27 protein-coding genes are annotated in these 26,364 nt (G+C 45.3%); 9 read left to right on the forward strand and 18 right to left on the reverse strand.

Going from position 1 to position 26,364, the window contains the following annotated elements; all coding sequences use genetic code 11:
* Nucleotides 1-569 precede the first annotated feature (569 nt).
* The gene (locus H532_RS0105825) at nt 570-944 is read left to right on the forward strand and encodes a YgzB family protein (RefSeq protein ID WP_027724709.1); all 375 of its coding nucleotides are present in this window, start codon (nt 570-572) and stop codon (nt 942-944) included.
* Nucleotides 945-1,219: 275 nt separating this feature from the next.
* Here the strand turns inward: H532_RS0105825 and perR are convergent, their stop codons facing one another.
* From perR to H532_RS0105855, 6 genes are all read right to left on the reverse strand, one after another.
* Complete coding sequence (gene perR / locus H532_RS0105830; protein ID WP_027724710.1) at nt 1,220-1,660, reverse strand: peroxide-responsive transcriptional repressor PerR; 441 nt, start codon at nt 1,658-1,660, stop codon at nt 1,220-1,222.
* A gap of 145 nt (nt 1,661-1,805) precedes the next feature.
* On the reverse strand, nt 1,806-2,357 hold the full coding sequence (locus tag H532_RS0105835; protein WP_027724711.1) for a cob(I)yrinic acid a,c-diamide adenosyltransferase: 552 nt from the start codon (nt 2,355-2,357) through the stop codon (nt 1,806-1,808).
* Between the two features lies 1 nt (nt 2,358).
* The gene (locus H532_RS0105840; RefSeq protein ID WP_027724712.1) at nt 2,359-3,309 is read right to left on the reverse strand and encodes a D-2-hydroxyacid dehydrogenase; all 951 of its coding nucleotides are present in this window, start codon (nt 3,307-3,309) and stop codon (nt 2,359-2,361) included.
* Nucleotides 3,310-3,368: 59 nt separating this feature from the next.
* Nucleotides 3,369-4,487 carry an aminopeptidase gene (locus H532_RS0105845; RefSeq protein ID WP_027724713.1) on the reverse strand — a complete coding sequence of 373 codons (1,119 nt, stop codon included), beginning with the start codon at nt 4,485-4,487 and terminating at the stop codon, nt 3,369-3,371.
* A 79-nt stretch (nt 4,488-4,566) separates the two neighbouring features.
* The gene (bcp, locus tag H532_RS0105850; protein ID WP_027724714.1) at nt 4,567-5,034 is read right to left on the reverse strand and encodes a thioredoxin-dependent thiol peroxidase; all 468 of its coding nucleotides are present in this window, start codon (nt 5,032-5,034) and stop codon (nt 4,567-4,569) included.
* A gap of 23 nt (nt 5,035-5,057) precedes the next feature.
* Nucleotides 5,058-6,050, reverse strand: a complete 993-nt coding sequence (locus tag H532_RS0105855) for a zinc-binding dehydrogenase (protein WP_027724715.1) — start codon at nt 6,048-6,050, stop codon at nt 5,058-5,060.
* Between the two features lie 202 nt (nt 6,051-6,252).
* Between H532_RS0105855 and H532_RS0105860 the strand changes: the two genes are divergently transcribed.
* The 6 genes from H532_RS0105860 (at nt 6,253) to H532_RS0105880 (ending at nt 12,429) form a co-directional block, all read left to right on the forward strand.
* On the forward strand, nt 6,253-6,879 hold the full coding sequence (locus tag H532_RS0105860) for an NUDIX hydrolase (protein WP_027724716.1): 627 nt from the start codon (nt 6,253-6,255) through the stop codon (nt 6,877-6,879).
* Between the two features lie 243 nt (nt 6,880-7,122).
* Complete coding sequence (locus H532_RS21060) at nt 7,123-7,203, forward strand: putative holin-like toxin (RefSeq protein ID WP_425426235.1); 81 nt, start codon at nt 7,123-7,125, stop codon at nt 7,201-7,203.
* A 431-nt stretch (nt 7,204-7,634) separates the two neighbouring features.
* On the forward strand, nt 7,635-9,518 hold the full coding sequence (locus H532_RS0105865) for an OPT family oligopeptide transporter (RefSeq protein WP_027724717.1): 1,884 nt from the start codon (nt 7,635-7,637) through the stop codon (nt 9,516-9,518).
* Nucleotides 9,519-9,540: 22 nt separating this feature from the next.
* A complete protein-coding gene (locus H532_RS0105870; RefSeq protein WP_027724718.1) occupies nt 9,541-9,903 on the forward strand; it encodes a PqqD family protein in 363 nt (120 codons plus the stop codon).
* A 72-nt stretch (nt 9,904-9,975) separates the two neighbouring features.
* On the forward strand, nt 9,976-11,289 hold the full coding sequence (locus tag H532_RS0105875) for a glutamate-1-semialdehyde 2,1-aminomutase (protein WP_038111663.1): 1,314 nt from the start codon (nt 9,976-9,978) through the stop codon (nt 11,287-11,289).
* 66 nt (nt 11,290-11,355) lie between these two features.
* The gene (locus H532_RS0105880) at nt 11,356-12,429 is read left to right on the forward strand and encodes an FUSC family protein (protein WP_027724720.1); all 1,074 of its coding nucleotides are present in this window, start codon (nt 11,356-11,358) and stop codon (nt 12,427-12,429) included.
* A gap of 74 nt (nt 12,430-12,503) precedes the next feature.
* Here the strand turns inward: H532_RS0105880 and H532_RS0105885 are convergent, their stop codons facing one another.
* The 10 genes from H532_RS0105885 to mutY all read right to left on the reverse strand — a co-directional run bounded on the left by H532_RS0105885 (nt 12,504) and on the right by mutY (nt 23,092).
* Complete coding sequence (locus H532_RS0105885; protein ID WP_027724721.1) at nt 12,504-13,409, reverse strand: ABC transporter permease; 906 nt, start codon at nt 13,407-13,409, stop codon at nt 12,504-12,506.
* Between the two features lie 11 nt (nt 13,410-13,420).
* Nucleotides 13,421-14,425 carry an ABC transporter permease gene (locus H532_RS0105890; protein ID WP_027724722.1) on the reverse strand — a complete coding sequence of 335 codons (1,005 nt, stop codon included), beginning with the start codon at nt 14,423-14,425 and terminating at the stop codon, nt 13,421-13,423.
* A 252-nt stretch (nt 14,426-14,677) separates the two neighbouring features.
* Entirely contained in the window at nt 14,678-16,288 is a 1,611-nt protein-coding gene (locus H532_RS0105895; RefSeq protein WP_027724723.1) for an ABC transporter substrate-binding protein, read from the reverse strand.
* Between the two features lie 43 nt (nt 16,289-16,331).
* On the reverse strand, nt 16,332-17,303 hold the full coding sequence (locus tag H532_RS0105900; RefSeq protein ID WP_027724724.1) for an ABC transporter ATP-binding protein: 972 nt from the start codon (nt 17,301-17,303) through the stop codon (nt 16,332-16,334).
* A 38-nt stretch (nt 17,304-17,341) separates the two neighbouring features.
* Nucleotides 17,342-18,325 carry an ABC transporter ATP-binding protein gene (locus tag H532_RS0105905; RefSeq protein ID WP_245566419.1) on the reverse strand — a complete coding sequence of 328 codons (984 nt, stop codon included), beginning with the start codon at nt 18,323-18,325 and terminating at the stop codon, nt 17,342-17,344.
* A gap of 325 nt (nt 18,326-18,650) precedes the next feature.
* A complete protein-coding gene (locus tag H532_RS0105910; protein WP_027724726.1) occupies nt 18,651-20,402 on the reverse strand; it encodes an ABC transporter ATP-binding protein in 1,752 nt (583 codons plus the stop codon).
* Between the two features lie 6 nt (nt 20,403-20,408).
* Nucleotides 20,409-20,945: a DUF402 domain-containing protein gene (locus H532_RS0105915; RefSeq protein WP_027724727.1), complete on the reverse strand. Its 537-nt coding sequence runs from the start codon at nt 20,943-20,945 to the stop codon at nt 20,409-20,411.
* Nucleotides 20,946-20,972: 27 nt separating this feature from the next.
* The gene (locus H532_RS0105920) at nt 20,973-21,635 is read right to left on the reverse strand and encodes an SOS response-associated peptidase (protein WP_027724728.1); all 663 of its coding nucleotides are present in this window, start codon (nt 21,633-21,635) and stop codon (nt 20,973-20,975) included.
* A 169-nt stretch (nt 21,636-21,804) separates the two neighbouring features.
* Nucleotides 21,805-21,984 (reverse strand): gamma-type small acid-soluble spore protein, encoded by a 180-nt coding sequence (locus H532_RS0105925; protein ID WP_027724729.1) that lies wholly within the window; start codon nt 21,982-21,984, stop codon nt 21,805-21,807.
* A 64-nt stretch (nt 21,985-22,048) separates the two neighbouring features.
* Nucleotides 22,049-23,092 (reverse strand): A/G-specific adenine glycosylase, encoded by a 1,044-nt coding sequence (mutY, locus tag H532_RS0105930; RefSeq protein ID WP_245566416.1) that lies wholly within the window; start codon nt 23,090-23,092, stop codon nt 22,049-22,051.
* Nucleotides 23,093-23,223: 131 nt separating this feature from the next.
* On the opposite strand from mutY, the gene H532_RS0105935 reads away from it, so the two are divergent.
* Nucleotides 23,224-24,195 carry a metal-dependent hydrolase gene (locus tag H532_RS0105935; RefSeq protein WP_027724731.1) on the forward strand — a complete coding sequence of 324 codons (972 nt, stop codon included), beginning with the start codon at nt 23,224-23,226 and terminating at the stop codon, nt 24,193-24,195.
* Nucleotides 24,196-24,319: 124 nt separating this feature from the next.
* On the opposite strand, the gene H532_RS0105940 is transcribed toward H532_RS0105935, so the two are convergent.
* Entirely contained in the window at nt 24,320-24,643 is a 324-nt protein-coding gene (locus H532_RS0105940; RefSeq protein WP_027724732.1) for a YfhH family protein, read from the reverse strand.
* The gene (locus tag H532_RS0105945) at nt 24,640-25,458 is read right to left on the reverse strand and encodes a RecX family transcriptional regulator (RefSeq protein ID WP_027724733.1); all 819 of its coding nucleotides are present in this window, start codon (nt 25,456-25,458) and stop codon (nt 24,640-24,642) included. The genes H532_RS0105940 and H532_RS0105945 overlap by 4 nt, the downstream gene beginning before the upstream one ends.
* Nucleotides 25,459-25,774: 316 nt before the next feature.
* On the opposite strand from H532_RS0105945, the gene H532_RS18020 reads away from it, so the two are divergent.
* Complete coding sequence (locus H532_RS18020) at nt 25,775-26,338, forward strand: GNAT family N-acetyltransferase (RefSeq protein WP_051263170.1); 564 nt, start codon at nt 25,775-25,777, stop codon at nt 26,336-26,338.
* Nucleotides 26,339-26,364: the final 26 nt, after the last annotated feature.

The following is a 26,364-nucleotide window of genomic DNA, read 5'->3' on the forward strand; positions in this document are numbered from 1 at the left end:
GGCATATTTTCGAGGACCAGACGGAGCCGTTCCAAATCTCCCAATTCTTCAATTTCATTCCACGAAAATAAGCTGAGTTGTGGTATAATAGCCATATGGATCCCTCCTTTGGGTGTTTAGTGATTTTGTGATAATTTCATTTTACACCAAAGGGGATCCATTTTTTATGCCCTTTTCGCCTGGGGGGAATTTTTTAGCTGCTCCGTTCAAAGCATGATTTCCTCTATTTTTACATCGAAAAATGGGGGAAAATTTTTTTGACAGGTCTCGCAAAGTTTTGCGGGACAAGTTATTGCGGACAGCGCAATTAGCTCTCTTTCTAAAATCTTCTTGGCGGATGCGTCGCAATCTTGCTCATCGCGACAACGATAATAATTTATCATGGATATATATAATCGTCAAGACGTTTTTAAAAAAAAATTTCATATCCCAATCCAGTGATCGGATTGCACCTTAAAAACGTTTTATGATGACATCTTAGTAAGCGCTTAACTTCTTCGAGACTATTTTAAGGTGAATATATTATAATAGGGTTATTGGACCCATTGCGAAGGCGAAGGAGGGCATTGATGATGTTTAGGAATACGAGCAAGGTTAATAGATTCCGCAATTTCGCGCTGATTTTAGTTTTCCTCGGCATCGGTATTATGTATTTGGCATTATTGTTTCGCACCCATCCTTGGGTGTCGGTGATCTTAATGATCATTGGTTTTCTATTCGTTCTGCTAAGTTCAGGTGTGTATCTTTGGGTCGGCATGTTGTCCGTAAAAGTCGTACAAGTCATTTGTCCAAACTGTGGAAACCCTACCAAGGTTCTCGGCCGTGTAGACCTTTGCATGAGCTGTAATGAACCATTGACACTCGATCCGGAATTAGAAGGCAAACCTTTTGATAAAAAATATAATCGCAATCCTTATAAATCTGTAGCTAGAAAAAAAGATTGAAAAAGGATTACAGCCAAACTCAGCTGTCACCAAATCTTATCATGAGATGGGGCGGCTTTATTTTTTAAGTAGTAAAAAAGCTCGGCTCTGTTAAGCCTTTTGGGCGAAAGCAGAGCCTTAGTTGTACTTTTCTTGGCCCGAAAGGTGATTTTATTTCTTACCAAAAGAAGCTATTGGGTGAGGGCAACCTTTGTTTTCATTATGCTAATCTAAAAATGATAGGCTTTCGTACAAGTATAAAAAAAGACCGACAAGCGTCAGTCTCTTTGCTTTTTTTAATTTTTAATCGTATTGTTTTTACAGTCAGGGCATGTGCCGTAGACTTCCATGCGGTGATTTTTTACGGTAAAACCGGTGACATGTTCAGCTACGGTTTCCACTTCGTCTAATCCTGGATAAGTAAAGTCCACAATTTTTCCGCAAGCTTCGCAGATGATATGATAATGATCCGTTGTCGCAAAATCAAAACGGCTGGATGAATCGCCGTACGTTAATTCTTTAACTAAACCCGCTCGTTTAAATACCCTTAAATTATTATAAACCGTGGCCACACTCATGTTTGGAAATTTGGATTCCAAAGCCTTATAAATTTCATCGGCTGTCGGGTGTGACATATTCACGATGAGATATTCAAGTATAGCATGACGCTGGGGAGTTATTCTCACACCAGAGGCTTTTAAAGTATTGATCGCTTCCCTAATCCGCCCGTTTGCCATCTCGAGACACCTCACTTTCCAATAAGGGCATTTATTATTAAATAATAATTTTTATAATCTGCTTGTTTTTATTTTAAAACGTGCTGTATAAACATGTCAATTTTCTTTTCTAAAATAACTATATGTTAATTTTTCCTTCTCCATTCTACTGATGGAGTACAGGCTCCGTCATTCCGAGTTTATGGTTTATGTAGCGGGCGCTAACGAACAGAAAATCAGAAAGTCGGTTTAAATAGGCGAAAACGAGCGGGTTAATGTTTTCTTCAATCTTGACGGCGAGTCGTTCCGCTCTTCTCACAACCGTTCTTGCGACGTGTAAGGCCGCGGCTGGCTTGCTTCCGCCGGGAAGTATAAATTGTTTTAACGGGGCAAGTTGTTGATCCCAACGGTCAATCACTTCTTCCAATTCTTTGATATGTTCTTCTTTAACCGTCCAATAAACTTCCTTTCCTTCCGGAGTGGCCAGTTCTGCGCCAACATGAAATAAATTCGTCTGGACTTTGTGCATCACCGTCAAAAATTCTTCTTTACCGTCAAAATCGAAGTCCTGTAGCGCGCTTATAGCGAGGCCAATCATGGAATTGGCTTCATCACATGTTCCGTAAGCCTCGACCCTTGGATCATCCTTGCGCACCCTTTTTCCATATACGAGAGAAGTCGTTCCTTTGTCACCTGATCGCGTATAAATTCTAGCCATTTTAATACCCCCTGTCCAAGTCAATAAAGTTAATCAGGTCGCTCCTATGTTCTTTAAAACGCTTTAAATTTTCCTCAAAAATAGCCATCGCCCGCGGTTGATATTGTGAAGTAATGGCTGAAAAATGCGGTGTAACCGTCACGTTGTCCATTGCCCAAAAAGGATGGTCTGCTGGCAATGGTTCTTCTTCAAACACGTCAAGTACCGCGCTGATTTTCCCAGTCTTTAACACGTTTAATAAAGCCTCTTGGTCAACCGTCTTTCCGCGCCCAATATTAATAAATAAAGAACTCTCAGGCATCGCTTCAAAGTGTTGCCTTCCAATCAAACGGTCGGTCTCAGGTGTATAAGGTAAAACCGAAACGACGATGTCAGCTGTCCCCATGGCTTCAGCCAATTTATCGGTTTTATAAATATGATCGAAATACTCCACCAAACGACCGCTGCGATTAACGCCTAATACATTCATTCGAAAGGCTTTTGCCAGTCGGGCAATTTCTCCGCCAATGGCTCCTGTCCCGACAACCGTCATGGTTTTTCCCGCCAGTTCACTCATTTGAATGCCATATTTTTTCCATATGCGCCTTTTTTGATGGTCCCGCCATTCCTGCGTGCGTTTACACCATTGGAGGATTGCGGCGAATGTGTACTCAGCCATTGGAATTTTATGAATCCCGCGGGCGTTCGTGACGATGATCCCCTTTTCTTTAATGGCTGGAAAAGGCATGCGGTCAAGGCCTGCAGAGATGACCATTATCCATTTAAGACGAGCCGCTTGACGAAGGATTTCCGCCGTCACATCTTCCCCATATGTGATGAGAATGTCAGCTTCCACCAAATCCCCCAGCGCATCCGACATTCTTTTATGAAAGTGAAAGGTGCAGTCAGGATGATTCTTCATTAGTCTATTCTGTAAATCTTCCTTAATTCTCGCACTTGAAACAATGATCATCGTTTTCTCCTTCTTCGTCTCATTTTAATAAAAGCGCGGGCCAGCCGCGCATCCCGAGTCTATGTTAAATTTTCTGGATTGAGCCCTTTTAATGAATCAATCACAAAAAGGCCATCCTTTCGAATGAGCACATCATCAAAATACAGCTCACCGCCGCCGTATTCCGGTCGCTGTATGAGAACCATGTCCCAATGAATGCTGGAATTATTCCCGTTGTCAGCCTCATAATAAGCATCGCCAGGGGTAAAGTGAAGGCTACCGCAAATTTTTTCATCAAACAGAATATCCCCGATCGGCTCTTTTATCAGCGGGTTAAGTCCGATGGCAAATTCGCCAATATAGCGAGCCCCTTCGTCGGTATCCAAAATTTCATTCAACCGGTTCGTGTCGCTCGCTTCTGCCTTAACAATTTTTCCATCTTTAAACGTTAAACAGATATTGTGGAATACTTTTCCGTGATACGGACTTGGGGTGTTAAAGGTAATCGTTCCGTTAACACTTTCTCTTACAGGGGCAGTATAAACCTCTCCATCCGGGATGTTGCATTCACCGGCACACATGACAGCGGGAATGCCCTTAATGGAAAACGTCAAGTCCGTCCCAGGTGAAACGATGCGCACTTTATCTGTTTTATCCATAAGCTCTTTCAATCGTTTTTGCCGTTCCGCCATTTTCACATAATCGACATTGCAGACATCAAGCAAAAAATCAGCGAATGCCGTTGTACTCATTCCGGCTTTTTGAGCAAGGCCCGGTGTCGGCCAATTCAACAACACCCATCGTCGCTCGTCAACAAGAAAATCGTTGGCCGGCTTTAGCACTTCACCGACTAATTTCATCTTTTCGGGTGAAAGAGCGGAATACTCGGCGTCGTTGGCTTCGGCCGCAATGGTGATCGATGCATCAATATCTTTATACTTATACAAATCCCACTTCACGCGAAGCTCCAACTGTTCGCGTTCGGCATGTTGACCGATGGCCACACTCAACTCATCATCATATAGCTCTAAGTACGGATAACTTTTGTTCGCATAGGCTTCTTGGATAATGGCGGCAACTAGCGGTTTGGCAGCTAAAGGGGCAATGATCAGCACCTTTTCTTTTGGTCTCAGTTTTAGTGAATGGTGAATCAACACTTTGGCCAGTTTCTTTATGCGTTCATCCCGTAGAAAGTTCATCCTATTCCCCCATAAGTTTTATTAAATTCATTGTCACCATTGGAAAAACTGGTCGCCCTCCATAAAAAAAGCCATGTGTTTAGACTAAATGTTCTTTTATAAAATCATATACTTCCTGGACATGACCATTGACTTTGACCTTTGGCCAGATTTTACGGATCACGCCATCACCGTCAATGACAAAAGTTGTCCGTTCAATACCCATATACTCTTTTCCGAAATTTTTCTTTAACTTCCAAACCCCATATTTTTCGGCGACTTCATGGTCTACATCAGCCAAAAGCGGAAACGGCAGTTGATGTTTATCCGTAAACTGTTGGTGCCGCTCAACAGGGTCAGGGCTTACGCCTAGAACGACCGTGCCTAAGTCTTGAAAACGGCTATGGGCATCACGGAAATCACAAGCTTCCGTAGTACATCCCGGTGTCATATCTTTGGGATAAAAGTAAAGGACGACGTTTTTGCCTTTAAAATCGGATAAAGAAATTTGTTCTCCCGTCGTTGACGGAAGTGTAAAATCCGGTGCTTTTTGTCCTTCAGATAGCATAACCAAACCCCTTTCAAATGTTTTTAAGATATTTTGATGGCGATTTTCCCGAATTGACTCCCCTGTTCAATTTTTTTCATCGCAAGTAGCGTATCCGACAAAGAATAAACACTGTCTATAACTGGTTTTATCCGATGTTTATTAAAGAATTCCAGCATTTCATAAGCTTCTTCGATGCTGCCAAGGGTGCTACCTACAAGCGTATATTGTCCATAAAAGAAGTCCCTTAAGTTTAATGAAACGACATCACCTGCTGAAGCACCAAAGACAGCGATCGTTCCGCCTGGCTTTAACACATTGAGCGATTTATCCCAAGTCGCAGCGCCAACACTCTCGATGACTAAATCAATCGTTTCGTCCTTTAACAGTTCTCGCCAATCGTGCTCGCTGTCAATGGCCCGATCGGCACCAAGTTCCAGCGCTTTTTGCCGCTTTTCAGCGCTTCGGCTCGTCACAATGACTCGGGCCCCAACGGCCTTGGCCATTTGGATGAGCAAGGTGGCGACACCACTACCTGCACCCGGTATTAAAACCGTCTGACCTGCTTTGATTTGGGCGCGTGTAAAAAGAACGCGATAGGCGGTTAAAGCGCCCAATGTTAGAACGCCGGCTTCTTCCCAAGATAAATATAACGGTTTTGGGGCGACATTCTCAGCTGGTAAAACAATCGCTTCGGCAAACGTGCCGTGGTCAGGAAGGCTGAGGATTTCAAATTCAGGTGGCGGTGCTGCGCTTTTATTTTTCCAATGCAAGCTCGGAATAATGACCACCTCATCACCCACATCGATGTGGTCGATATCCTTACCGACCGCTTCGACAACACCGGCGCCGTCCGACCCAAGTATCAATGCCGGATCGTCTGGTCGATGGCGCTTTAGTGTGAACAAGTCGCGGTGATTTAAGCCCGCTGTCTTCAACCGAACTTTTACTTGTCCTTTTGAAACAGTAGGCTCAGGCATGTCCGTATAATGGACCCCGGCAATCCCCGCTTCGCCTTTATGTACAACAGCTTTCATGACGCTCACCCCGCTGCTTTTGAATTAATGTTTTTTTATATTTTCTCAAATTAACGAAGCTTTCACAACCGAAACACATCCATCCTGCCCTATGGGTAAAGGATCCGAAAACTTGTAAGCATCTTGACAAACATTTAACAACTCGATGGAACATTCGATATTAAAATATAAAGTAGGAAAGATCATGAGGGAGGCCGCCGCGATGGAACTGAGTGACATTAAAAAATCTTTATCAAGCAAGTCCTGTGAAACGATTATCGGTGAAGAAGACGCCCTAAAGGCGAGCGTCCTGATACCGCTTGTTCAAACCGAAGAAGGCTTAGCCGTTTTGTTTGAAGAACGCTCCCATCAATTAAAAAGCCAACCAGGTGACATTTGTTTTCCTGGCGGAAGAATGGATCAACGTGATCAATCCCCAGTATCAACGGCCATTCGAGAAACAAGCGAGGAATTAGGCATAAAAGCAGAAAGCATCGAGGTGCTCGGCGCACTCGGCCGATATATCCCATCAATGCAGCTCATCATTTATCCATTTGTCGGCTATTTAAAGGATACCGATTTCGCGGTAAATCCTGCCGAAGTTGCCTCAACATTTCAGGTACCGCTTCTTTTTTTATTAAATGCGGAACCAGAAAAATTCATTGTCCATCTTGAACCGCAGCCTGAGGATGACTTTCCGTATGACCGGATTGCAAGAGGAAAGGCATACGCTTGGCGAAAGCGTCAGATCACGGAATTGTTTTACCGTTACCAAAACCGTCATATTTGGGGGATGACCGCCAAAATTTTAAACCACTTTTTAACCGTGATCCGAGCGGAGAAGGGATAATTTCAATCCCCGTTGTTATACTCGGAGCACTTTTTACCCACTATTCCGAGATACGACATTAGAAATAGAACTTTTTACACATTGTTTTTTAAATATTCTGCATAATTCTGCAAAATCCGCTGGTTTGTCCACCGAAAGAGCTATGAAAAAAACGAATCAAATGGCGGATAAACCCAAGGCATAAACCGTGATAAGATAAAAGGACAACGGGGGGTGGGCGGTTATTTTACGGAGGTGATGCCAATGACAGTATTCGAGGCGTTATCTCTTATGATTGCCTTTGGCACCCTTGTGGCCGTACTGTCACAGCCTAGACGAAAATAGACCTTTTAGGATGAGGTCTATTTCGAAACTGCCCGCCCACCTTTGACACCGTTGGGGACCCGAGACAGCCTGCCTCGGGTCCCATTAGCGCAAGCCCTCATTTCCGGAATTTTTTACCTAAGCAATTATTCAACATTTTAACCTCCCTACCTATCCTATTCCTTCATCAGTTTCCTATTCACTTTTCCATTGAAGAAATAGTTTGGTCATTTTAAAAAAAGCCAATGATGACGGCTTAATAAGGATGGATGCTACCTGCCAATCGCTATCCGTTAGCAGTTATTTTTCGTCTTGCTGATAATGATTTTGGCTACATCCAACCATTCCTTTTCAACGTGAATAAGCTTGCTTCCATTGATGACAACCCATGCATGTTTTGGGGTACAGATTCACAAACTAACCTCAAATTTAATTCATTGGTGGTGTCTGACATGGCTAGCAACAATCAGGACAAATTTGTGCCATACATACCAGCCTCCAAGTCACTTCCAGAGCTAACGATTTTTGCTGTTGTATTAGGCATTATTCTTGCCCTTCTGTTTGGAGCAGCCAACGCATATTTAGGACTTATCGTCGGCATGACGATTTCCGCATCCATTCCCGCAGCTGTCATCTCAATGGGCGCTTTAAGAGGGTTATTTCGCAGGCAGTCCATTTTGGAAAACAATATCGTGCAAACGATGACCACCGCTGGTGAAGGGCTTGCCGGCGGCGCCGTCTTCACTTTACCGGCACTCTTTATCTGGGACGATTATCAAGTCAATATTTATATTATTACCTTTATTTCTTTGGTCGGGGGCTTCTTAGGGGTTTTCATGATGATCCCTTTGCGTCGGTTGTTAATTGTCAAAGAGCATGGGCATCTCCCGTACCCCGAAGGCTCTGCCTGTGCCGAAGTGTTAAAGTCCGGGGAAGAAGGAGGCGAAAGCGCCAAAACCGTCCTGCAGGGCTTAGTTATCGGCGGTATTTTCAAGGCATTATCTAATGGCTTTTTAGTTTTTAAAGAAGAAATTGAAACAGCTATTTCTGGTTTTCGGAACGCTGTGATCGGGTTGGATGCCTATCCATCGCTTCTCGGCGTCGGCTACATTATCGGTCCGCGCATTTCCGCGCAAATGCTCGCAGGTGGATTATTTGCCTGGATCGTGCTCATACCTGCCATTTCTTTCTTCGGTGCAGGAAATACGACACCGATTTTCCCGGCAAGCATACCGATCGGTAAAATGGACGCGTGGACCATTTGGGACAATTATATCCGCTATATTGGGGCCGGCGCCGTATGCGCTGGAGGTATCATCACGTTGTTACAAACCTTACCCGTCCTTTATAACACCGCGACGGATACGTTAAAAAGCGTCGCCCAAAACAAACTGGGTGGCCCACAAACAATCGAGCGCATTGATAAAGACCTGTCAATGAATTGGGTGATTTTCGGTTCATTAGCGATCATCGTGATCATCTGGTTTAACCCGTTCATCAAAGTCGGATTCTTGGGTGCTTTGGCCATTCTGGTTCTCGGCTTTTTATTTGTCACGGTTTCCTCGCGCATCGTCGGCATTGTCGGTACATCTTCGGATCCGGTTTCCGGTATGACGATTGCTACGCTTCTGATCGTCGCGATTGCATTTAAATTATTGGGAACAACCGGTCATACCGGCATGCTTGCTTCTCTTGGCGTCGCTGCCATCGTCTGCACGGCCATTGCCATAGCCGGCGATACTTCTCAAGACTTGAAAACCGGGTTTCTTGTCGGAAGCACTCCGTGGAAACAACAAATTGCCATGATTATTGGCGTGCTCGCCTCTGGGCTCATTATTGGATTCGTTTTAATAATGTTGGATAACGCCTATCAGATGGGATCTTCAAAATTGCCGGCTCCAAAGGGTGTACTGATGAAAATTCTCGTACAAGGGATTATGGAAGGCAACCTTCCTTGGGATTTAATATTCATCGGCGCCGCTTCAGCTATCGTTATTGAATTTCTTGGACTGAATTCCCTTATCGTTGCTGTTGGCATTTACTTGCCCGTGCACACGAGCATGCCGATTATGATCGGCGGAGCCATCCGTTGGCTCATTGACCTGCGGAAGAAAGAAAATGACCTTACCGGCCGCGATCACGGTACTCTCTATGCTTCCGGCCTCATCGCTGGGGAGTCGCTGATCGGCGTTTTAATCGCTATTTTAATTACCATCGGCGTGCCGATTCCCGATACACCATGGACGGATAACGGCTGGGTGACACTCATCCTTTATTTACTCGTTTGTTTGACACTCTATTGGATCGCTTTTCGCACAACATCGAAAAAAGCATAAAGATAAGTGGGGATGAAAGGACATGTTTAGAAAACGGAAACCGGAAAATCTCCTCATGATGAAGCCGCGCCTCAACGACCGTTTCCAACTAAAAAAACTGGACGGTTGCGACTATCTTGTTATTCCAAGGACAAGTCGCCTCGAAAAAATCGGGATAAAATGGCTCCATCAGTCACCCGAACACCGCTATCGTTTAGATGCCCTTGGGAGTTTTGTCCTTCATCGCTGCAACGGGCGATATACGGTAGCGGAGATTGAAGAGGCCCTCACCCGCACTTTCGGTAAAAAGGCGGAACCGACACGCGCCCGCCTTGTCAAATTCCTGCAAATCTTGGATAATAATAGTGTGATTTTATTCAAGAAGACGAGTGCCGACGAGATATAATGTCGGCATTTTTTCTTGGCCCAGACATACAATGAAGAGGGTTTGAAACTTCAAGAAAGGATTCGATGTATTGTGGGTTCATTCAAAAGATCTGAAGCACTCTATGAAGAGGCACAAAAAATCATCGTTGGTGGTGTCAACAGCCCATCCCGGTCTTATAAAGCGGTCGGCGGCGGTGCCCCTGTGTTTATGGAACGGGCAAAAGGCGCTTATTTCTGGGATGTCGACGGCAACCGCTATATTGATTATTTGGCGGCTTATGGACCGATTATTACCGGACATGCCCACCCTCATATTACCGAAGCCATTAAAAAGGCTGCAGAAAATGGCGTTTTATACGGTACACCTACGGCTTTAGAGATTCAATTTGCGGAAAAATTAGCGCGTGCCATCCCAAGCCTGGAAAAAATCCGCTTTACCAACTCGGGCACCGAAGCTGTCATGACGACCGTCCGAGTGGCAAGAGCCTATACGGGGCGCGATAAAATTTTAAAATTTTCCGGGTGTTATCATGGCCATTTTGACCTTGTCCTTGTTGCGGCTGGCTCCGGGCCTTCGACTCTTGGCACACCGGATTCAGCGGGGGTAACGCAGGCAAGTGCCCAGGAAGTCATTACCGTGCCATATAATGACGTTCACGCTTTAGAACAAGCCATGGCTCGCTGGGGCGAGCAAATTGCTGCGGTGCTCGTCGAACCGATTGTTGGAAACTTCGGCATCGTCATGCCTGAAGACGGCTTTTTAGAAGCGATTAATCGCATTGCCCATAAGGCCGGGGCCTTGGTGATTTACGACGAAGTGATTACGGCTTTTCGTTTTATGTATGGCGGCGCTCAAAATCTCCTCGGTGTGGAACCAGATATGACGGCTATGGGTAAAATTATTGGCGGAGGACTGCCAATCGGTGCCTACGGCGGACGAAAGGATATTATGGAAGAAGTCGCACCGCTCGGTCCAGCTTATCAAGCGGGGACGATGGCCGGAAATCCCGCATCAATGTCGGCCGGCATTGCCTGTCTTGAAGTCCTCGAACAACCAGGAGTCTATGAAGAATTAGATCGGTTAGGCGCGCGTTTGGAAAACGGCATTAAGGAAATCAATAAACAGTACGGGCTTCCGATCGTCATCAATCGACTGAAGGGCGCGATGACGCTATACTTCAGCGACCATGACGTCGTGAACTATCAAGATGCGGAAAACACCGATTCCGACATGTTTGCCCGTTTCTTTAAAGCTATGTTAGCAAACGGCGTCAACCTCGCTCCTTCAAAATATGAAGCCTGGTTTATCACAACCGCCCATACCGACCAAGACATCGATGACACACTTGAAGCTGTGGAAAAATCTTTTAAAATACTAGTAAGGGATTTCCCAGCGGTAAAATAACCGCAATGGGTGCGCCTCTTACCGGACACCCTCCGTAATGTTTAAAATGAAAGGATAAGATTATACATGAAACTTGGTGCCCGCGTCATAAAGACGGGCTTAGCCATTACCCTTTCAATCTATTTATCAATGTGGCTCGGATTGACTCCCGTTTCTATGGCCGCTGTCGCCAGTGCTTTCGCCATTCGGCCGTCAGTGTATCGGTCGTGGCAATCCATTGTGGAAAACGTGCAAGGCAATATCATCGGTGCCATCGTTGCTTCTGCTTTTGTATTATTAGTCGGAAATCACCCGATTGTGATTGGCCTTGCTGTCATTGTTGTGATCGCGATCCATATAAAATTAAAGCTGAATGATACTATTACACTCAGCACCGTTACCGTCATCCTGATTATGAGCGGAACGCCGAGCAACGAAAGCTTTCTCGTGTATGCCTCTCATCGTTTCTCTGCCGTGATGCTCGGGGTCGGCGCGGCCTTTATCGTCAACATGTTGTTTATGCCGCCGAATTATGAAAACCGGCTGTTTCATGCGATATTAAACCAAACGACGAAACTAATGACTTGGGTTCGTCTGATGCTCCAACACGCGCCGGAACGTGCAACCATTAAAATGGAGTTAAGACAATTTCAGGAACAAAAAGAAAGGATCAACGACTTTTTTAAGTGGTATAAAGATGAAAGGCGGTATCTGAGAAAGCGCCGCTACGCGAAACACCGAAAAACGGTGATCTTTCGGCAAATGATTGCCACGATGAACCGCCTAAATGAATTGCTCCGGCTCTTGAATGAAAGCGAACATTTGCTTCAGCAATTACCGCCGGAAATACAAAAAACTATCCGCTCGAGACTTGAGGATATGCTTGTCAGCCATGAACGGATTTTGCTGCGTTTCAATGGCAAGGTTCGGGATGCCGAGGAAAGCCCCGCAGAAACGTTCCAACTAAAAAAGCGGTTAACAGACCGGTTCTTGCCGTTTTTCCAAGAACAAAAAAACAGCCAATGGCTGCACCTCTTTCCTCTCATTGCCATGATAATTGATTATGGTCATCATATCGAACGGTTGGATGCGCTCTTGGACAGCTTTCACAGTTTTCATAAGAAGGACAACATCGTCGACGTCAAACAAGACGATGACTGAGTATGCGAATGCGAAAAGGTCAGACCTAACGTGCGGTCTGACCTTTTTTACTAATTTGCCTGCCATATAAAGCATTATTTTTTCATCCGTGGATCCAAAGCATCGCGCATCCCGTCACCGAAAAGATTAAAGCCGAGTACAGTTAAGCCGATCGCAAGGCCTGGGAAGAGGACGGTCCACGGGGCATTGGTAATATACTCCCTGGAGTCAGAAAGCATCCGACCCCATTCTGGTTGCGGGGGTTGGGCACCGAGTCCTAAGAAGCCAAGCGCCGCAGCATCCAATATCGCCGTCGCAATGCTGAGGGTTCCTTGGACGATAATCGGTGCTAAACTGTTGGGTAAAATGTGATAGAACAAAATCCGCGCATCACGCATGCCTATGGCCCGCGCCGCCACGATGAATTCTTCTTCCTTAAGACTAAGAACCTTCGAACGCACTAATCGGCCAAAGTTCGGTACATTGACGGTGGCAATGGCGATTAAAGCGTTTTGCAGGGACGGCCCAAGGATGGCAACGATCGCAATAGCCAAAAGGATGCTCGGAAAAGCTAGCATAATATCAAAAATCCTAGAAATTATCATATCAACGGTTTTGCCGTAATATCCCGCGAGAATGCCTAAAAATGTGCCGGCAACGATGGCCCCTACGACCGAAACAAAGCCGACCCACAACGAAATGCGCGCCCCGTAAAGGATGCGTGTGAGAATGTCCCGACCGAAATCATCCGTGCCGAACCAATGTGCACTTGAAGGCGGCTTAAGTCGGTCAGCGAGCAATTGATGATTGTATCCCTCTGGACGAATCAGTGGGGCCAACAGGGCAAGAATGATGAAAAGAAGAATGATCAACGTTCCAATTATTGCTAGTTTATTTTTCTTAAAACTGCGTAACGCTTCTCTGAAAGGCGAATCGACTTTTTCTTTCTGCTCTTCCGGACCCGGAACAGGGGCATTCGGTTTTACAACAGTCTCCAACATCCATCCCCCCATCACTTGTATTTAATCCTTGGATCAAATGCTGCATACAAAAGATCGATGATCAAATTGATAATGACGAAAATAAAGGCAACAAGCAGTATTCCGGATTGAATCACAGGATAATCCCGGTATTGGATGGCATCATAGATATAACTGCCAATGCCTGGCCATCCGAAAATCGTTTCAGTCAGTATCGCTCCGCCCAAAAGCAAACCGGTCTGCAAACCGATGACGGTCAATACCGGAATAAAGGCGTTTTTCAAGGCATGTTTATAAACAACCCAGAACATTTTCTGTCCTTTCGCTCGCGCCGTGCGGATGTAATCGGAGCGAAGCACTTCCAGCATGCTGGATCGGGTCATTCTAGCGATGATCGCCATCGGAATGGTAGCCAAGGCCAAGCTCGGCAAAATCAGATGGCGAATGATCTCCCAAAATTGATCAATTCTGCCGGCCAAAAGCGTGTCAATGATATAAAAATTTGTAATCGCCGTCACCGGATCGCGGATATTTTCCCGGCCAATGGAAGGCAGCCAACCGAGCTTAATCGAGAAAATCCATTGCGCCATAAGCCCTAACCAGAATACAGGCATCGACACGCCTACTAAAGCAATGACCATGCTGGCCACATCTATCACAGAATTTTGCTTCCATGCGCTTAAGATCCCAAGATTTACACCGACAACAACAGCAATCAGCATCGCAAGCACGGACAATTCGATCGTCGCAGCCAGATGTGGCCAAATTTCTTGGCGAATGGCCGCATGTGTTCTGAGCGATGTGCCAAAATCACCTTTTAAGAGATCGGTGATAAAAGAAAAATACTGTGTATACCATGGTTTGTCCAAACCGAGCGCATGACGCAGTTGCTTGAGGGCTTCAGGCGTTGCTTTTTGGCCTAAAATAGCGAGCGCCGGATCACCCGGTATCGCCCGAATGATGCCGAAGACGATGAGCGACATGCCTATCAAAACGGGTATTAATGCGATTAGGCGTCGAATTGAATAAGCAAGCATTCGTTCACCTCATTTTTAAAGAAAGCTTGGCTCCATTAACTTGACTCTGCTAAGTTTTTTGAGCAATAATAGAGCCTTTAGTTGTTCTCATGCTGGCCTAATATACGATAGCCTTTCCTATCGGTATAAAAAAGGATGGGCGCCCAGATTCGGCCTGCCGAACGATCCCGGTTGACATTTTCTTTAAAGTGCCACACGGACCGTTCACAAGACGGGCGCCCGCTCATCTTGTTTTCCTATAACGTTGCGATTTTATTTTTCAAAGTAGACACCGACATAGCGATCTGAACCGGTTGGGTGCGGAGCAAAACCTTTAATCGTTGATTTACCGACAAGGGCCGGTTTGGAATGAACGAGCGGCACCCATGGGGCGTCATTATGAATGATCACTTGTGCTTGTTTGTAGAGCTCGTTGCGTTTATTCTCATCGGTTAAGGTTTGCGCCTCTTTCAAAAGTTTATCGAGTTCGGGATTGCTGTAGAAAGAGTTATTGTTACTGCCGATGGCATCGGTCGAAAGCAATGTATATAAGAAGTTATCGGCATCACCGTTATCACCGGTCCAGCCGAGCATATACATCGGCGCCTCACCTTTTTTCACTTTATCGAGATACGTCGTCCACTCGAAGGTCTTGATTTCCGCATCAATACCGATATCCTTCAAATTATGGGCGATCGCTACAGCAATTTTGCTCGGTTCGGGCATATACGGGCGTGGGTTCGGCATCGCCCACAACTCCGTTTTAAAGCCGTTGGGGAAACCTGCTTTTTTCAACAATTCTTTAGCTTTCTCTGGGTTATAATCATACGGTTGAACGTCGTCATTATACCCGCTGATACTTGGTGGCATCGGGTTTTTTGCTGGGTCAGCCGCTCCGGCAAAGAACGCATCGATGATCGCTTTTTTGTCCACCGCGTAGTTGACGGCTTGCCGCACTAACGGATTATCGAACGGTTTCTTGGTTACCGTCATCCCGAGATATCCGACGTTCATCGGCGGACGGTAGAAAATTTGTAGATCTTTATTACCTTGTATATCCTTTAAGTCGCTCGGGTTCACGCCGTCCATCAAGTCAATTTCGCCGTTTTTCAACGCATTAAGACGAGCGGTGTTGTCCGGAATGACTTTAAAGATGACGCCATCGAGCTGCGGCTCGCCTTTCTTCCAATAGTCATCATTTTTGACAAGCGTGATCGTATCCTTCGATTTCCATTCTTTAAATTTAAACGGACCAGTGCCTACCGCTGCTGCTTGGCCGTATTTATCGCCGTATTTCTTAATCGCCGTCGGGCTTGCGATGGCAAATGGCGACATGGCAAGATCTTTGAGAAATGGTGCCAAAGGCGTGCGCAAGGTAAATTGTACGGTATAGTCATCTAACGCTTTGACATCGGCAATGACGCTTTTATCACCAAAGCCGCCAAACATCGACGGATAATAGGCAAACTTATTCTCATCATTGGCGTTTTTCCAACGATCAAAGTTAAAGACGACCGCATCGGCGTTAAAATCCGTTCCGTCATGGAATTTCACGCCTTTTCTCAGGTGAAACGTATACGTTTTCCCATCGGGACTGATGTCCCAACTTTCTGCTAACGCAGGCTCAATATCCGTCGTCTGTCCCTTGTATTCCACAAGGGTGTCATAAATGTTTTTGGTGACGGCAAACGACTCCCCGTCAGTGACGATCGCTGGATCCAAAGAAGTTGCATCCGCCCCGCGGCCAAAAATCAGGACATTTCCGCCATTACCATTTGAGTTTGATTTTTTGCCTTGTTCCCCATTGCTGGATGATGAACAGCCGGTAAGAACGATGGATAGCATGAGTACCATCGCAACTAAACCGAAAAGCCACTTTTTCATGTTCTTCCCCCTCAAATTTATTTTTAAAAATGTAAAATAATACCTAATTATTATATAAATGACAGGCCGTCAAATGCCCCGGTGCCACTTCTTTTAGCTCGGGGCGGGTTTTGCGGCATATGTCCATGGCCACCGGGCAGCGCGTATGAAAAGCACACCCTTTCGGTGGATCAATAGGGTTCGGGACGTCACCCGCCAATTCCTCGCTATCATATTGGTAATCCGGGTCTGGAATAGGTACAGACGAAAGGAGGGCATTCGTATAGGGATGTTTCGGGTTACGGTAAAGCTCGCTGCTTTCAGCCACTTCAACCATTCTCCCGAGATACATGACGCCAACTCTGTCACTAAAATGATGCACGACGCTGAGGTCATGGGCGATAAAAAGAAATGTTAAATCAAATTGTTTTTGTAAGTCTTGTAACAGGTTAATGACTTGCGCCTGAATGGAAACATCCAGCGCTGATACCGGTTCATCGGCGATGATCAATTTAGGATTAACGGCTAAAGCGCGGGCGATGCCAATGCGTTGGCGCTGACCGCCACTAAATTGATGGGGATAGCGCTTGGCATGATAGCTTGAAAGGCCGACAACTTCCAAAAGTTCCCGCACTCTTTTTTTACGCTCAGCCTTCGACCCTAACCGATGCACGATCATGGGTTCTTCAATAATCCTTTCCACGGTATACCGAGGGTCAAGCGAAGCAAAAGGATCCTGGAAAATCATTTGGATGTCTTTACGCGTTTTCCTTAGAGCTTTTTTATCCATTGCCGTTAAATCTTTTCCACAGAAAACGATCCGCCCTGAGGTGGGCTCAATCAGCCGCATGATCATCCGGCCCGTCGTTGATTTTCCACAACCCGATTCGCCGACAAGTCCAAAGGCTTCCCCTTTTTTTATTTCAAATGATACGCCGTCCACTGCCTTGACATGCCCGACCGTCCGCTTGAAAATGCCGCTTTCTATCGGAAAATATTTTTTTAAGTCCTCTACTGTCAGTATTGTTTCTGCCATAGTCAGATCACTCCCAATGGCCAATGATCATGCGATGATCAGGCTTCTTCTACCTCGCCGTGAAGAAAACAACGCACCCGATGACCGTTTTTCAAGTCCACCAACCCCGGCCTTTTTTGCGCACATATCGCCATAGCCTCTTGACAACGTGGATAAAACAGACAGCCTTCCGTAATGCTGCCTGGCTTCGGCACGTTACCTGGGATCGAATAAAGGCGCGAGGTTTGCCGCCTTAGGTCAGGCACTGAAGCGAGTAATCCCTTCGTGTACGGATGACTCGGATGGTTAAAGATATCTCGAACGGCTCCTTCTTCGACGATTTTCCCCGCATACATCACGATCACGCGCTCACACATTTGGGCAACAACGCCAAGATCATGGGTGATTAAGACAATCGCTGTTCCTGTTTCGCGGTTTAATTTTTTCATCAGATTGAGTATCTGCTTTTGTATCGTCACATCTAAGGCCGTTGTTGGCTCATCGGCAATTAAAACCTTTGGATCACAAGCCATCGCCATGGCGATCATCACGCGTTGGCGCATTCCGCCTGAAAGTTGATGCGGATAATTATCGAGCAAAGCTTTTGGTCGGGGTAGACCGGCAAGCTGTAGCAGTTCGGTAGCGCGATCTTTTGCTTGCTTTTTTGAAATTTTACGATGAATGCGGATCGCTTCGGTCAGCTGATCCCCAATTGTAAAAACCGGGTTCAGTGACGTCATGGGCTCTTGAAAAATCATCGCAATCTCGTTACCGCGCAGCGTGCGCATTTTTCGCTCGGGGGCATGGGTGATGTCTTCGCCATTAAAATGGATTTTTCCATCGACAATTTTTCCAGGCTCGGAGACCAAGCCCATCACAGATAACGAAGTCACGCTTTTTCCGCAGCCGGATTCCCCGACGATACCTAAGATTTCGCCTTCATTTATATAAAAATCAATGCCGTCGACAGCTGGAACTTGTCCGTCGTCCGTAAAAAAGACGGTTTTTAGGTTTTGTACTTTCAGAATCGGTTCACTCAGAATGGCTCCTCCTTTCTTCGCGCGGGCGTTTATCTCTTTAAATTCACTTATGGGCGTATTATACAAAAAGTTAAGATTATTGTCAATACTATTGGCAATATTAAGAATTATGTAGAAAAATGTCGACATTTGTCATGTAAGGTATGGGTACTTGATGTTTGTAGATTATATGTGTATTTTTCTGAAGTTAGACTGTAAAGGGTTGAGGCACACTCTAAACACGAAAGCTCGCGTACACTTGCTTTTAGCCACTTTTCTTGCTGATTTTGGCTCCTACGCATTAACTTTTTATCAAACAAAAAAGGCTGATGCACTGACACATCAACCTTCAAACCGTTTCTAATTGTTGGATGCGGAACAGCTCGTAATAACTCCCACGGCGATTCATGAGTTCATGATGGTTGCCGATTTCCGAAATTCGGCCGTTTTCAATGACAACGATGCGATCGGCATGCGTAATCGTTGCCAGGCGGTGAGCAACAATTAATGTCGTTCGGTTTTTCGCCAATTTTTCCAAGGATTCCTGGATTAAATGCTCGCTTTCTAAGTCAAGGGCGGAGGTAGCCTCATCTAAAATGAGAATCGGAGGATTCTTTAAAAAGACTCTGGCAATGGCGATCCGCTGTTTTTGCCCGCCGGATAATTTGACCCCGCGTTCTCCAACCTGTGTATCGTAGCCTTTTGGTAATTGCATGATAAAGTCATGGGCATTGGCAGCCTTGGCTGCTTGCACGACTTCTTCTTCGGTCGCTTCTGGGTTTCCCATCATGATATTGGCTCTCACAGTATCACTGAAAAGAATCGTATCCTGAAGCACCATGCCAATTTGATCTCGCAAACTGCGCACTTTATAATCACGCAAGTCCCGACCGTCCAGCAAGATTCGACCGCTTTCGACATCATAAAACCGCGGAATCAGGCTGATGAGCGTTGATTTTCCACCGCCGCTCATACCAACAAAAGCGATCGTCTCTCCCGGCTGTATATCCAAATTAATATCTTTGAGGGCGTATTCTTCATCTTTTGCATAACGGAAACTCATATTTTCAATGGTGATGTGGCCACGGACATCCTCTGCCGTTATGGCATTCGGCCGGTCCACAATATCATATTTTTCATCCGCAAACTCGAAAACTCGGTCCATAGAAGCGATGGCTTGCGTTAAAGTTGTCGATGAGCTAACAAGCCGGCGCAGCGGGCTATACAACCGGTCCATATAAGCAAAAAAGGCGACCACAGTACCGATTTCCGCAATATTGCCGACAATCACGAGATAAGCTCCGACCATGATCACGAACAACGGTGCGATATCTGTGATGGTATTGACCACCATGAAGGTTTTGGCGTTCCACGATGTATGGTCAAGCGCTCGCGCCAAAAAGTTGCGGTTGCGTTGAGCGAATTGCTCTTGTTCGTACTCTTCTAAAGCAAAACTTTTGATAACGCTTATTCCTTGAACGCGTTCATGGAGATGTCCTTGTACTTCGGCCAAAGCTTGGGAACGCGCTCGCGTTAATTTTCGAAGCCTGCCGTAAAACACTTTTATAGATAAAGCGTAAAACGGGAACATGCTCATCGCAACCAGCGTCAAGATGACATTCATGGAAAACATGATGGCAAGGGCAATCACAATGGTGATCATATCAAGCCAAATATTCATCATACCAGTGATGACGAATTCCTTGGTTTGTTCCACATCATTGATGACGCGGGAGATGATTTCGCCGACTTTGCGATTCGCATAAAACTTCAGGCTCAATCGTTGAATGTGGTCAAACAATTTCCTTCTCAAGTCATACAAAACCTTATTTCCCGTCCACTGCGCTAAATACTGTCGATAATATTCAATGGGTGGCCGTAAAACAACAAACACAAACAAAGAAAGTCCGGTCACCCAAAAAAGCCGTCTAAGTTTAACATCCGCAGTAAGCGAAGTGTTAATGATATCATCAATGACATACTTAAGAATCAGCGGCAAGGCTAGCGGAATGCCGAACTTTATAATGCCGATAATGATCGTTAAAATGATTTCTTTATAATAAGGAAAAACAAATTTAAGATAGCGCTTGATACTCGACACAACGATTCATCCCATTTCTACATACTGTCGATAACGGTCATACCATTTTTGAATAAAATCAGGATGAAATGGGCCCACGCCTTTTTCAATCCAATCGTAAAGCTTTGCCAAATCCTTTTCGATCCGGTCTGTAACGTTTGCGGGATAGTGCATCAGCTGCTTATGACTTTCATACTCCGCTTCGTCCAAAAGGCGAACGGTACCATCTTGCTCCACCATGACATCCAGATCATAATCAATATAAGTTAATGCCCCCGCGTCCCAATGAACCGGTGAAGCGAGGTTACAGTAATAATAAACGCCTTCGGGCGGCATGATGGCGACGACATTGAACCAAAGTGCCGTGCTGAAAAAAGAAATGGCGGGTTCTTTTGTCCGCCAAGTGGTGCCGTCGGCCTCCGTTACCGTCACTTGGTTATTGACGGTAATCCAAGCATCGTCTGTTCGGGAAAGAATGAGATTGTCGTCCCAAACCCGATGCAGCACCCCATTATGTTTAAAGCTTTTAATGGGTATGAATGTACCTTCTTTATAATTTGGCATCGGTTTGCTCCTTTATGCGCGTTTTTCCTAAATGGGTTGGATGAGGGCTTCACCTTCGTTTTTCGGGGAATTAACGGCTTGCGACACCGGATAATACCGCATTTCCGAAGCTGGGTAACGCTTAAGGAGATTTTTTACGGTTTCACTATCGGTTTCCGGATTTAACCACGTGTCTTCAGCCGCACGCGGCAGGATGACCGGCATGCGGTCATGCAAATCACACATCAATTCATTGGCGGAGGTCGTTAGGATCGTGCACGTGGCAAGGCGCACCCCGTCTTTCTCCCATACCGACCAGAGCCCGGCAAAGGCAAACGGTTCCTCACTTTTCAATAAAATCCGATATGGCTGTTTTCCTTTCCCCTCTTTTTTCCATTCATAAAAACTATCCGCAATGACTAAACAGCGCCGTTTTTTTAAGGCGTTTTTAAAACTTGCCTTCTCATGAGCGGTCTCGGAACGCGCGTTAATCATTTTGTATCCGATGTTCGCATCCTTTGCCCATTCAGGAATGAACCCCCAGCGGAGCTGACCCATTTTATTTCCTCTTTGTCCCCGTATGACAACCGTCACATCTTGTTGCGGCGCAATGTTATACCTTGGCGTATATGGAAATTCCACAGGATAAGCGATTTGAAACCGTTCAATTAAGTAATCCAAATCAGCGGTTAAAGCAAAACGTCCGCACATAACATAACCTCCGCATGCTTTTTATTGACATTAAGATAACATAAAACTAAAAGAATGGCACCCGGCTTGCTTTATATTAAGGCTTCCCATAAACCACACCGAGCGGTATTGGCATTAAATAAAGAAAGCTCCCTATCCGCTTGTGATAGGGAGCTGGGCAAGGTGCAAGTTATTGTTGGTTTTGGCCTTTTTTCTGTTGGGACTTGGCGTTTTGTTGGCGTACTTGTTGAGCGTTGGTTTCACTGGCAAATTCAGTTTGGTATTGGCTTTGCCCTTGAGCTGAAGCTTGGTTTTTAGCACGTACGCTTTGGGAATCGGTTCCAGCATTGTTCATGCCTTTTTTAGCCATGGTGTCTTCACCTCCACAGCCATTAATGTAACCAGTCAACCATTTTTTATGTATGGAAATACCTTTATGGAATGACTCGGTCTAAATGATGGATGATCTTTTGATGCGGAACCGGAAAAGCGTAATCGGAAAGCGCGGTGCGCGTGACCCATTTACCCGCCCGCGAGATCGTTTCTTCGCTTCCGCAATACCCGTAAAACACAGTTAATTCCCATTTTAAGTGTGAAAAAATATGTTTGACCTTCATCGAAGTCCGTACCGGTTTCGATTTTAAAAAGCGTGCCTTGAAGTTAACTTCATCGGCCCCCTCTTTGATTTCGAACATCGGAAATTCCCATAACCCGGCTAAAAGCCCTTCGGAAGGCCGTTTTTGGATATAAAAACGGTCTTCACCTGACTGCAAAACCAAAACGGCATAACGCACAAGTTTTGTTTTTTGTTTTTTGAGCTTGATCGGTAGCTTGGTTTGCACATCCTCTTTATAAGCGCGGCAGAATGATGCAATCGGGCACTCATGGCAAAGCGGATTTTTCGGTTTGCATATTAAAGCTCCGAGTTCCATTAAAGCTTGGTTAAATTCACCTGCCTGGTCGGCTGGCATGTAAGGTCTTAACCTGTCTTCAATAAGCCGCCTTGTCTTTGCTTTCGCGATATCCTCCTCGATGCGAAAGAGGCGGGAGATAACACGCATAACATTGCCATCAACAGCCGGTTCGGGTTCATTATAAGCGATGCTGAGAATCGCGCCGGCTGTATATGGTCCGATGCCTTTGACATTCAGCAACTCACGCTTTGTTCTAGGAACGATGCCACCGTATCTTTCCGTGACTTCCCTAACGCCGGCTTGAAGGTTTCGCGCCCGCGAATAGTAGCCGAGCCCTTCCCATTCTTTTAAAAGAACGTCTTCGTCGGCGCGCGCTAAATCATACATGGTTGGAAAACGAGTTATAAATCTTTCGTAATAGGGAATAACTGTATCCACCTGTGTTTGCTGCAACATCACTTCGGAAATCCAAATAAAATAAGGATTACGCGTTTTTCGCCAAGGCAGAATGCGTTTGTTTTCTTTGTACCAATTGACGAGTACCATCGTCCAGCTTTCAGTCATCGGCATACTCCTTTCCTTTCTGCCGTTACCCGCTCATCAATGGGACATAATATAAAAAATAACTGCACATAAAGGCACGTTTATCACTCAATTTCGATTGAAAAAAGATTTAAAAGGGAGTGATAAAGACGATGGACAGCGGGACGCATATCGTCATGGGCATCGGCCTTTCCGCCCTATCAACAATCGACCCAGTAACCACTGATCCGACTTCTGCGGAAGCGGTTTTTTTAGGTGTTTTAATCGGGTCAGTGATACCTGATATCGATACAGTTTTAAAATTGAAAGATAATGCAACCTATATCCGCCACCACAGGGGCATCACACATGCCTTGCCGTTTACTATACTGTGGCCAGTCATCCTAACGGGTGTGATTCATCTTTTTTATGACCAGGCAAATCTTTTCCATCTTTGGCTATGGACTTTTCTCGCTGTCATCTTACACGTTTCGGTCGATATTTTTAACGCCTACGGTACGCAAGCATTATGGCCGATCACACCGAAGTGGATTGCCCTTGGCATGATCAGCATCTTTGATCCTGTCATCTTCGGGATCCATTTATGCGGCTTTGTCCTTTGGTATGTGTTCGGTCATCCAGGATTACTCTTTAGCTTTATATATGTCATTATCATCGGTTATTATCTTTTAAGAACATGGCACAAACGGAGGGCACTGGCCAAGGTTCGGCACCAACTGCCTAACGCAAAAGCTATTTATTTGTCCCCGACGATCCATTGGAACCAATATCATGTGGCCGCAAAAACCCCAGAGGAGTTTGTGGTGGGGGAAGCCGATCGCCTGCATTTTGTCATCTTGGATCGTTTCAAACGCGTGCCGCTTCCAAATGACCAAGCCGTTAATGCTGCATTAAAAGATAAAAATATTCGTGCGTTTTTATCGTTTTCACCGATTTACCGCTTTGAAATCAAAGATTACAACGGCTTCACGGACATTCGTTTTATCGATCTTCGCTACTTATCCAAAGGTCATTATCCGTTTGTCGCCGTGGCCCGGGTGAATCTAGATTCGGTCGTGGTCTCTTCCTATACCGGCTGGATTTATAATAATGAAAAGCTGGAGAAGAAGCTCGCCGTCACATGATCCGAACAGTAGCGCTTGAGGTGGCACGGCTTCCGAGGCTAACTCATAAGGGATCCCATACAGTAGTTGCTTTTTGAAAAGTTTGACCCTGACTTTTGAGTCAAGTCTCAAGCCTTTACGGTTACTATGCTTCAGATTCTTTGACGAGTAAAGCAATCGGAAAGGCCCTCATTTCCGTCTCGTTCCCATAATATCCCCAAGCGAACACGCCGTCGAGATATTCAATTTTAAATGGCGTGCCATCGCCTTCTTTAATCACCATGACATCCCCTTGTTTAAAATCTTCGGGGTTCAATAAATAGGAAGCCGCCATGACTTGCTTTCTCTGCAATACTTCCACTTCGTTGATCATACCGGCTTGTTCTGCGCGCTGCTCTTTTACTTTCAACGATTTGATTTCTTCTTCCAGTTCCTCTCTCGACATTTGACTGTATCGTTTCGGCATCATTTTTCTTCATTCCTCCCGATATCATCGATGTAACGGTTGATCATTTCTATGCAAAATCCTTTCCGATATAAAGCGCTGCGTAACTTTTGTCTTGCTTCTGAATCCTTATAACCGCTCCATTTCCGGCGCAGCTTCTCCGCCTGTTTGATGAGCGCCTCCCATTCGGATTCTTGGTCGGCATTCGGCATCTCCTGGATAACGCGATGAATCAACTCCCAATCATACCCTTTACGTTTTAAGGCTTCTGTCGTTTTTTGCAGCTTGCCTTGGTGGGAATGGCCGCGGGATTCTTGCCATTTACGTTGCGCCAGGCGATAAGCGTTCGCCCATTGTTGTTCACTCGAATATTCCTCCAGTGCTAAAGCAGCCGTTTCGGGAGCAATCCCTTTTATTTGCAATTCTTGATATAGAATTTGCGGACCGTTTAAGGTTGTCCGCATTTTCGTTCGGACATAAGCTCTAGCAAAGTTTTCATCATTAAGAAGGTTATCGTTTTTAAGCTTTTCAATCGTCCCCGCAAGTTCTTCAGACGCAAAGCCTTTCTTCTTTAGATAATCGGTCATTTCTTTAACCGAGCGCATCCTGAGTCCTAAATAACGCAAAGCCGTTTGGTAGGCTCGCGTGAGATGGGCGGATCTCTCCAGTGTTGAAAATTCATGTTCCGTTAATACGAGACCTTTTCGAAGCGCATGAGATACCAAAACATCCTGATGGACCGTCATTTCTCTCGACGTTCCGTCATCACAGGTTAAAGTCAAACGATAGTGATTAGGTTTTGTCCCATGCACCGAAATTTGTCGAATGGTCATCATCATTGTTCCCACCTCCCTCCATCTTACATGAATGTCGACAAACAGGGAAATACGACGACCGAAAAGATGAAAATGGTCAAGAAAAAGACAAAATCCGGCAAAAGTAACCTATTTTCAACTAGTAAAAAATCAGATATACTTATCTGGACATCAGAAAGAAAAACTTTTATCCAAAGAAAGTGATCGATGAAATCAGCGGTATGACAATTGAATGAACGGGAAGGCAATTGGTGCGCCACCAAGTAATTTGGTCCTAGTGGGTTCGATTCCCACCCCGGTTATTTCCTAATGCATTTTTTACCCGCTAGGAGGTATCCAAATGTTAAAAAAGCGTGAAATCGCCGATTGTGGCGCACTATTTGAGTTACTTAAAGACCCTGAAGTCTTTCCGTTTGTCAGACAAAAAGCCGATACCCTTGATGAATATATGTTCATAACGAAACAAGGCATAGAGCTCGAAGAACAAAAACGGATGATTTCAAGAACGATTTTGGATGAATGGGGTCAACCCATTGGCACCATCTCACTTTTCGATATACGGGATGGCACCGGTTTTCTGGGCACGTGGATTGGTAAGCCCTACTTTGGAAAGGGCTATAATAAAGCCGCCAAAGAAGCCTTTTTTGATGAAGTTTTCTCACAGACCGATATCCATACGATTTTTATGAGGATACGCCGTGAAAACCATCGCTCCAAAAAAGCCGCCCTGAAATTTCCTTATGTCCTCCCTGCCAATGATCTTTACCCGGAAATCTTGAATGAATTAAACCAAAACGGTGTCACATATGACCTGTTTGAAATAAAAAAAGAGCATTATTTCATACACAAACGTCATGTTGAAAGTTTCTGTTATTCTGCGGATAGCCAATTGCGCGAAGCTTAATCGACAAGTCTAAAGCCCGTCGGCCG

Origin of the sequence: Tuberibacillus calidus DSM 17572, from assembly GCF_000430685.1 — a bacterium.
Classification (GTDB): domain Bacteria; phylum Bacillota; class Bacilli; order Bacillales; family Sporolactobacillaceae; genus Tuberibacillus; species Tuberibacillus calidus.

Excerpts from the sequence above, each read along its gene's own strand:
- H532_RS0105825 (WP_027724709.1), top strand. The coding sequence starts at position 570 with ATGATGTTTAGGAATACGAGCAAGGTTAATAGATTCCGCAATTTCGCG.
- perR (WP_027724710.1), bottom strand. The coding sequence starts at position 1,660 with ATGGCAAACGGGCGGATTAGGGAAGCGATCAATACTTTAAAAGCCTCT.
- H532_RS0105835 (WP_027724711.1), bottom strand. The coding sequence starts at position 2,357 with ATGGCTAGAATTTATACGCGATCAGGTGACAAAGGAACGACTTCTCTC.
- H532_RS0105840 (WP_027724712.1), bottom strand. The coding sequence starts at position 3,309 with ATGATCATTGTTTCAAGTGCGAGAATTAAGGAAGATTTACAGAATAGA.
- H532_RS0105845 (WP_027724713.1), bottom strand. The coding sequence starts at position 4,487 with ATGAACTTTCTACGGGATGAACGCATAAAGAAACTGGCCAAAGTGTTG.
- bcp (WP_027724714.1), bottom strand. The coding sequence starts at position 5,034 with ATGCTATCTGAAGGACAAAAAGCACCGGATTTTACACTTCCGTCAACG.
- H532_RS0105855 (WP_027724715.1), bottom strand. The coding sequence starts at position 6,050 with ATGAAAGCTGTTGTACATAAAGGCGAAGCGGGGATTGCCGGGGTCCAT.
- H532_RS0105860 (WP_027724716.1), top strand. The coding sequence starts at position 6,253 with ATGGAACTGAGTGACATTAAAAAATCTTTATCAAGCAAGTCCTGTGAA.
- H532_RS21060 (WP_425426235.1), top strand. The coding sequence starts at position 7,123 with ATGACAGTATTCGAGGCGTTATCTCTTATGATTGCCTTTGGCACCCTT.
- H532_RS0105865 (WP_027724717.1), top strand. The coding sequence starts at position 7,635 with ATGGCTAGCAACAATCAGGACAAATTTGTGCCATACATACCAGCCTCC.
- H532_RS0105870 (WP_027724718.1), top strand. The coding sequence starts at position 9,541 with ATGTTTAGAAAACGGAAACCGGAAAATCTCCTCATGATGAAGCCGCGC.
- H532_RS0105880 (WP_027724720.1), top strand. The coding sequence starts at position 11,356 with ATGAAACTTGGTGCCCGCGTCATAAAGACGGGCTTAGCCATTACCCTT.
- H532_RS0105885 (WP_027724721.1), bottom strand. The coding sequence starts at position 13,409 with ATGTTGGAGACTGTTGTAAAACCGAATGCCCCTGTTCCGGGTCCGGAA.
- H532_RS0105890 (WP_027724722.1), bottom strand. The coding sequence starts at position 14,425 with ATGCTTGCTTATTCAATTCGACGCCTAATCGCATTAATACCCGTTTTG.
- H532_RS0105895 (WP_027724723.1), bottom strand. The coding sequence starts at position 16,288 with ATGAAAAAGTGGCTTTTCGGTTTAGTTGCGATGGTACTCATGCTATCC.
- H532_RS0105900 (WP_027724724.1), bottom strand. The coding sequence starts at position 17,303 with ATGGCAGAAACAATACTGACAGTAGAGGACTTAAAAAAATATTTTCCG.
- H532_RS0105915 (WP_027724727.1), bottom strand. The coding sequence starts at position 20,945 with ATGCCAAATTATAAAGAAGGTACATTCATACCCATTAAAAGCTTTAAA.
- H532_RS0105920 (WP_027724728.1), bottom strand. The coding sequence starts at position 21,635 with ATGTGCGGACGTTTTGCTTTAACCGCTGATTTGGATTACTTAATTGAA.
- H532_RS0105925 (WP_027724729.1), bottom strand. The coding sequence starts at position 21,984 with ATGGCTAAAAAAGGCATGAACAATGCTGGAACCGATTCCCAAAGCGTA.
- mutY (WP_245566416.1), bottom strand. The coding sequence starts at position 23,092 with ATGACTGAAAGCTGGACGATGGTACTCGTCAATTGGTACAAAGAAAAC.
- H532_RS0105935 (WP_027724731.1), top strand. The coding sequence starts at position 23,224 with ATGGACAGCGGGACGCATATCGTCATGGGCATCGGCCTTTCCGCCCTA.
- H532_RS0105940 (WP_027724732.1), bottom strand. The coding sequence starts at position 24,643 with ATGATGCCGAAACGATACAGTCAAATGTCGAGAGAGGAACTGGAAGAA.
- H532_RS0105945 (WP_027724733.1), bottom strand. The coding sequence starts at position 25,458 with ATGATGATGACCATTCGACAAATTTCGGTGCATGGGACAAAACCTAAT.
- H532_RS18020 (WP_051263170.1), top strand. The coding sequence starts at position 25,775 with ATGTTAAAAAAGCGTGAAATCGCCGATTGTGGCGCACTATTTGAGTTA.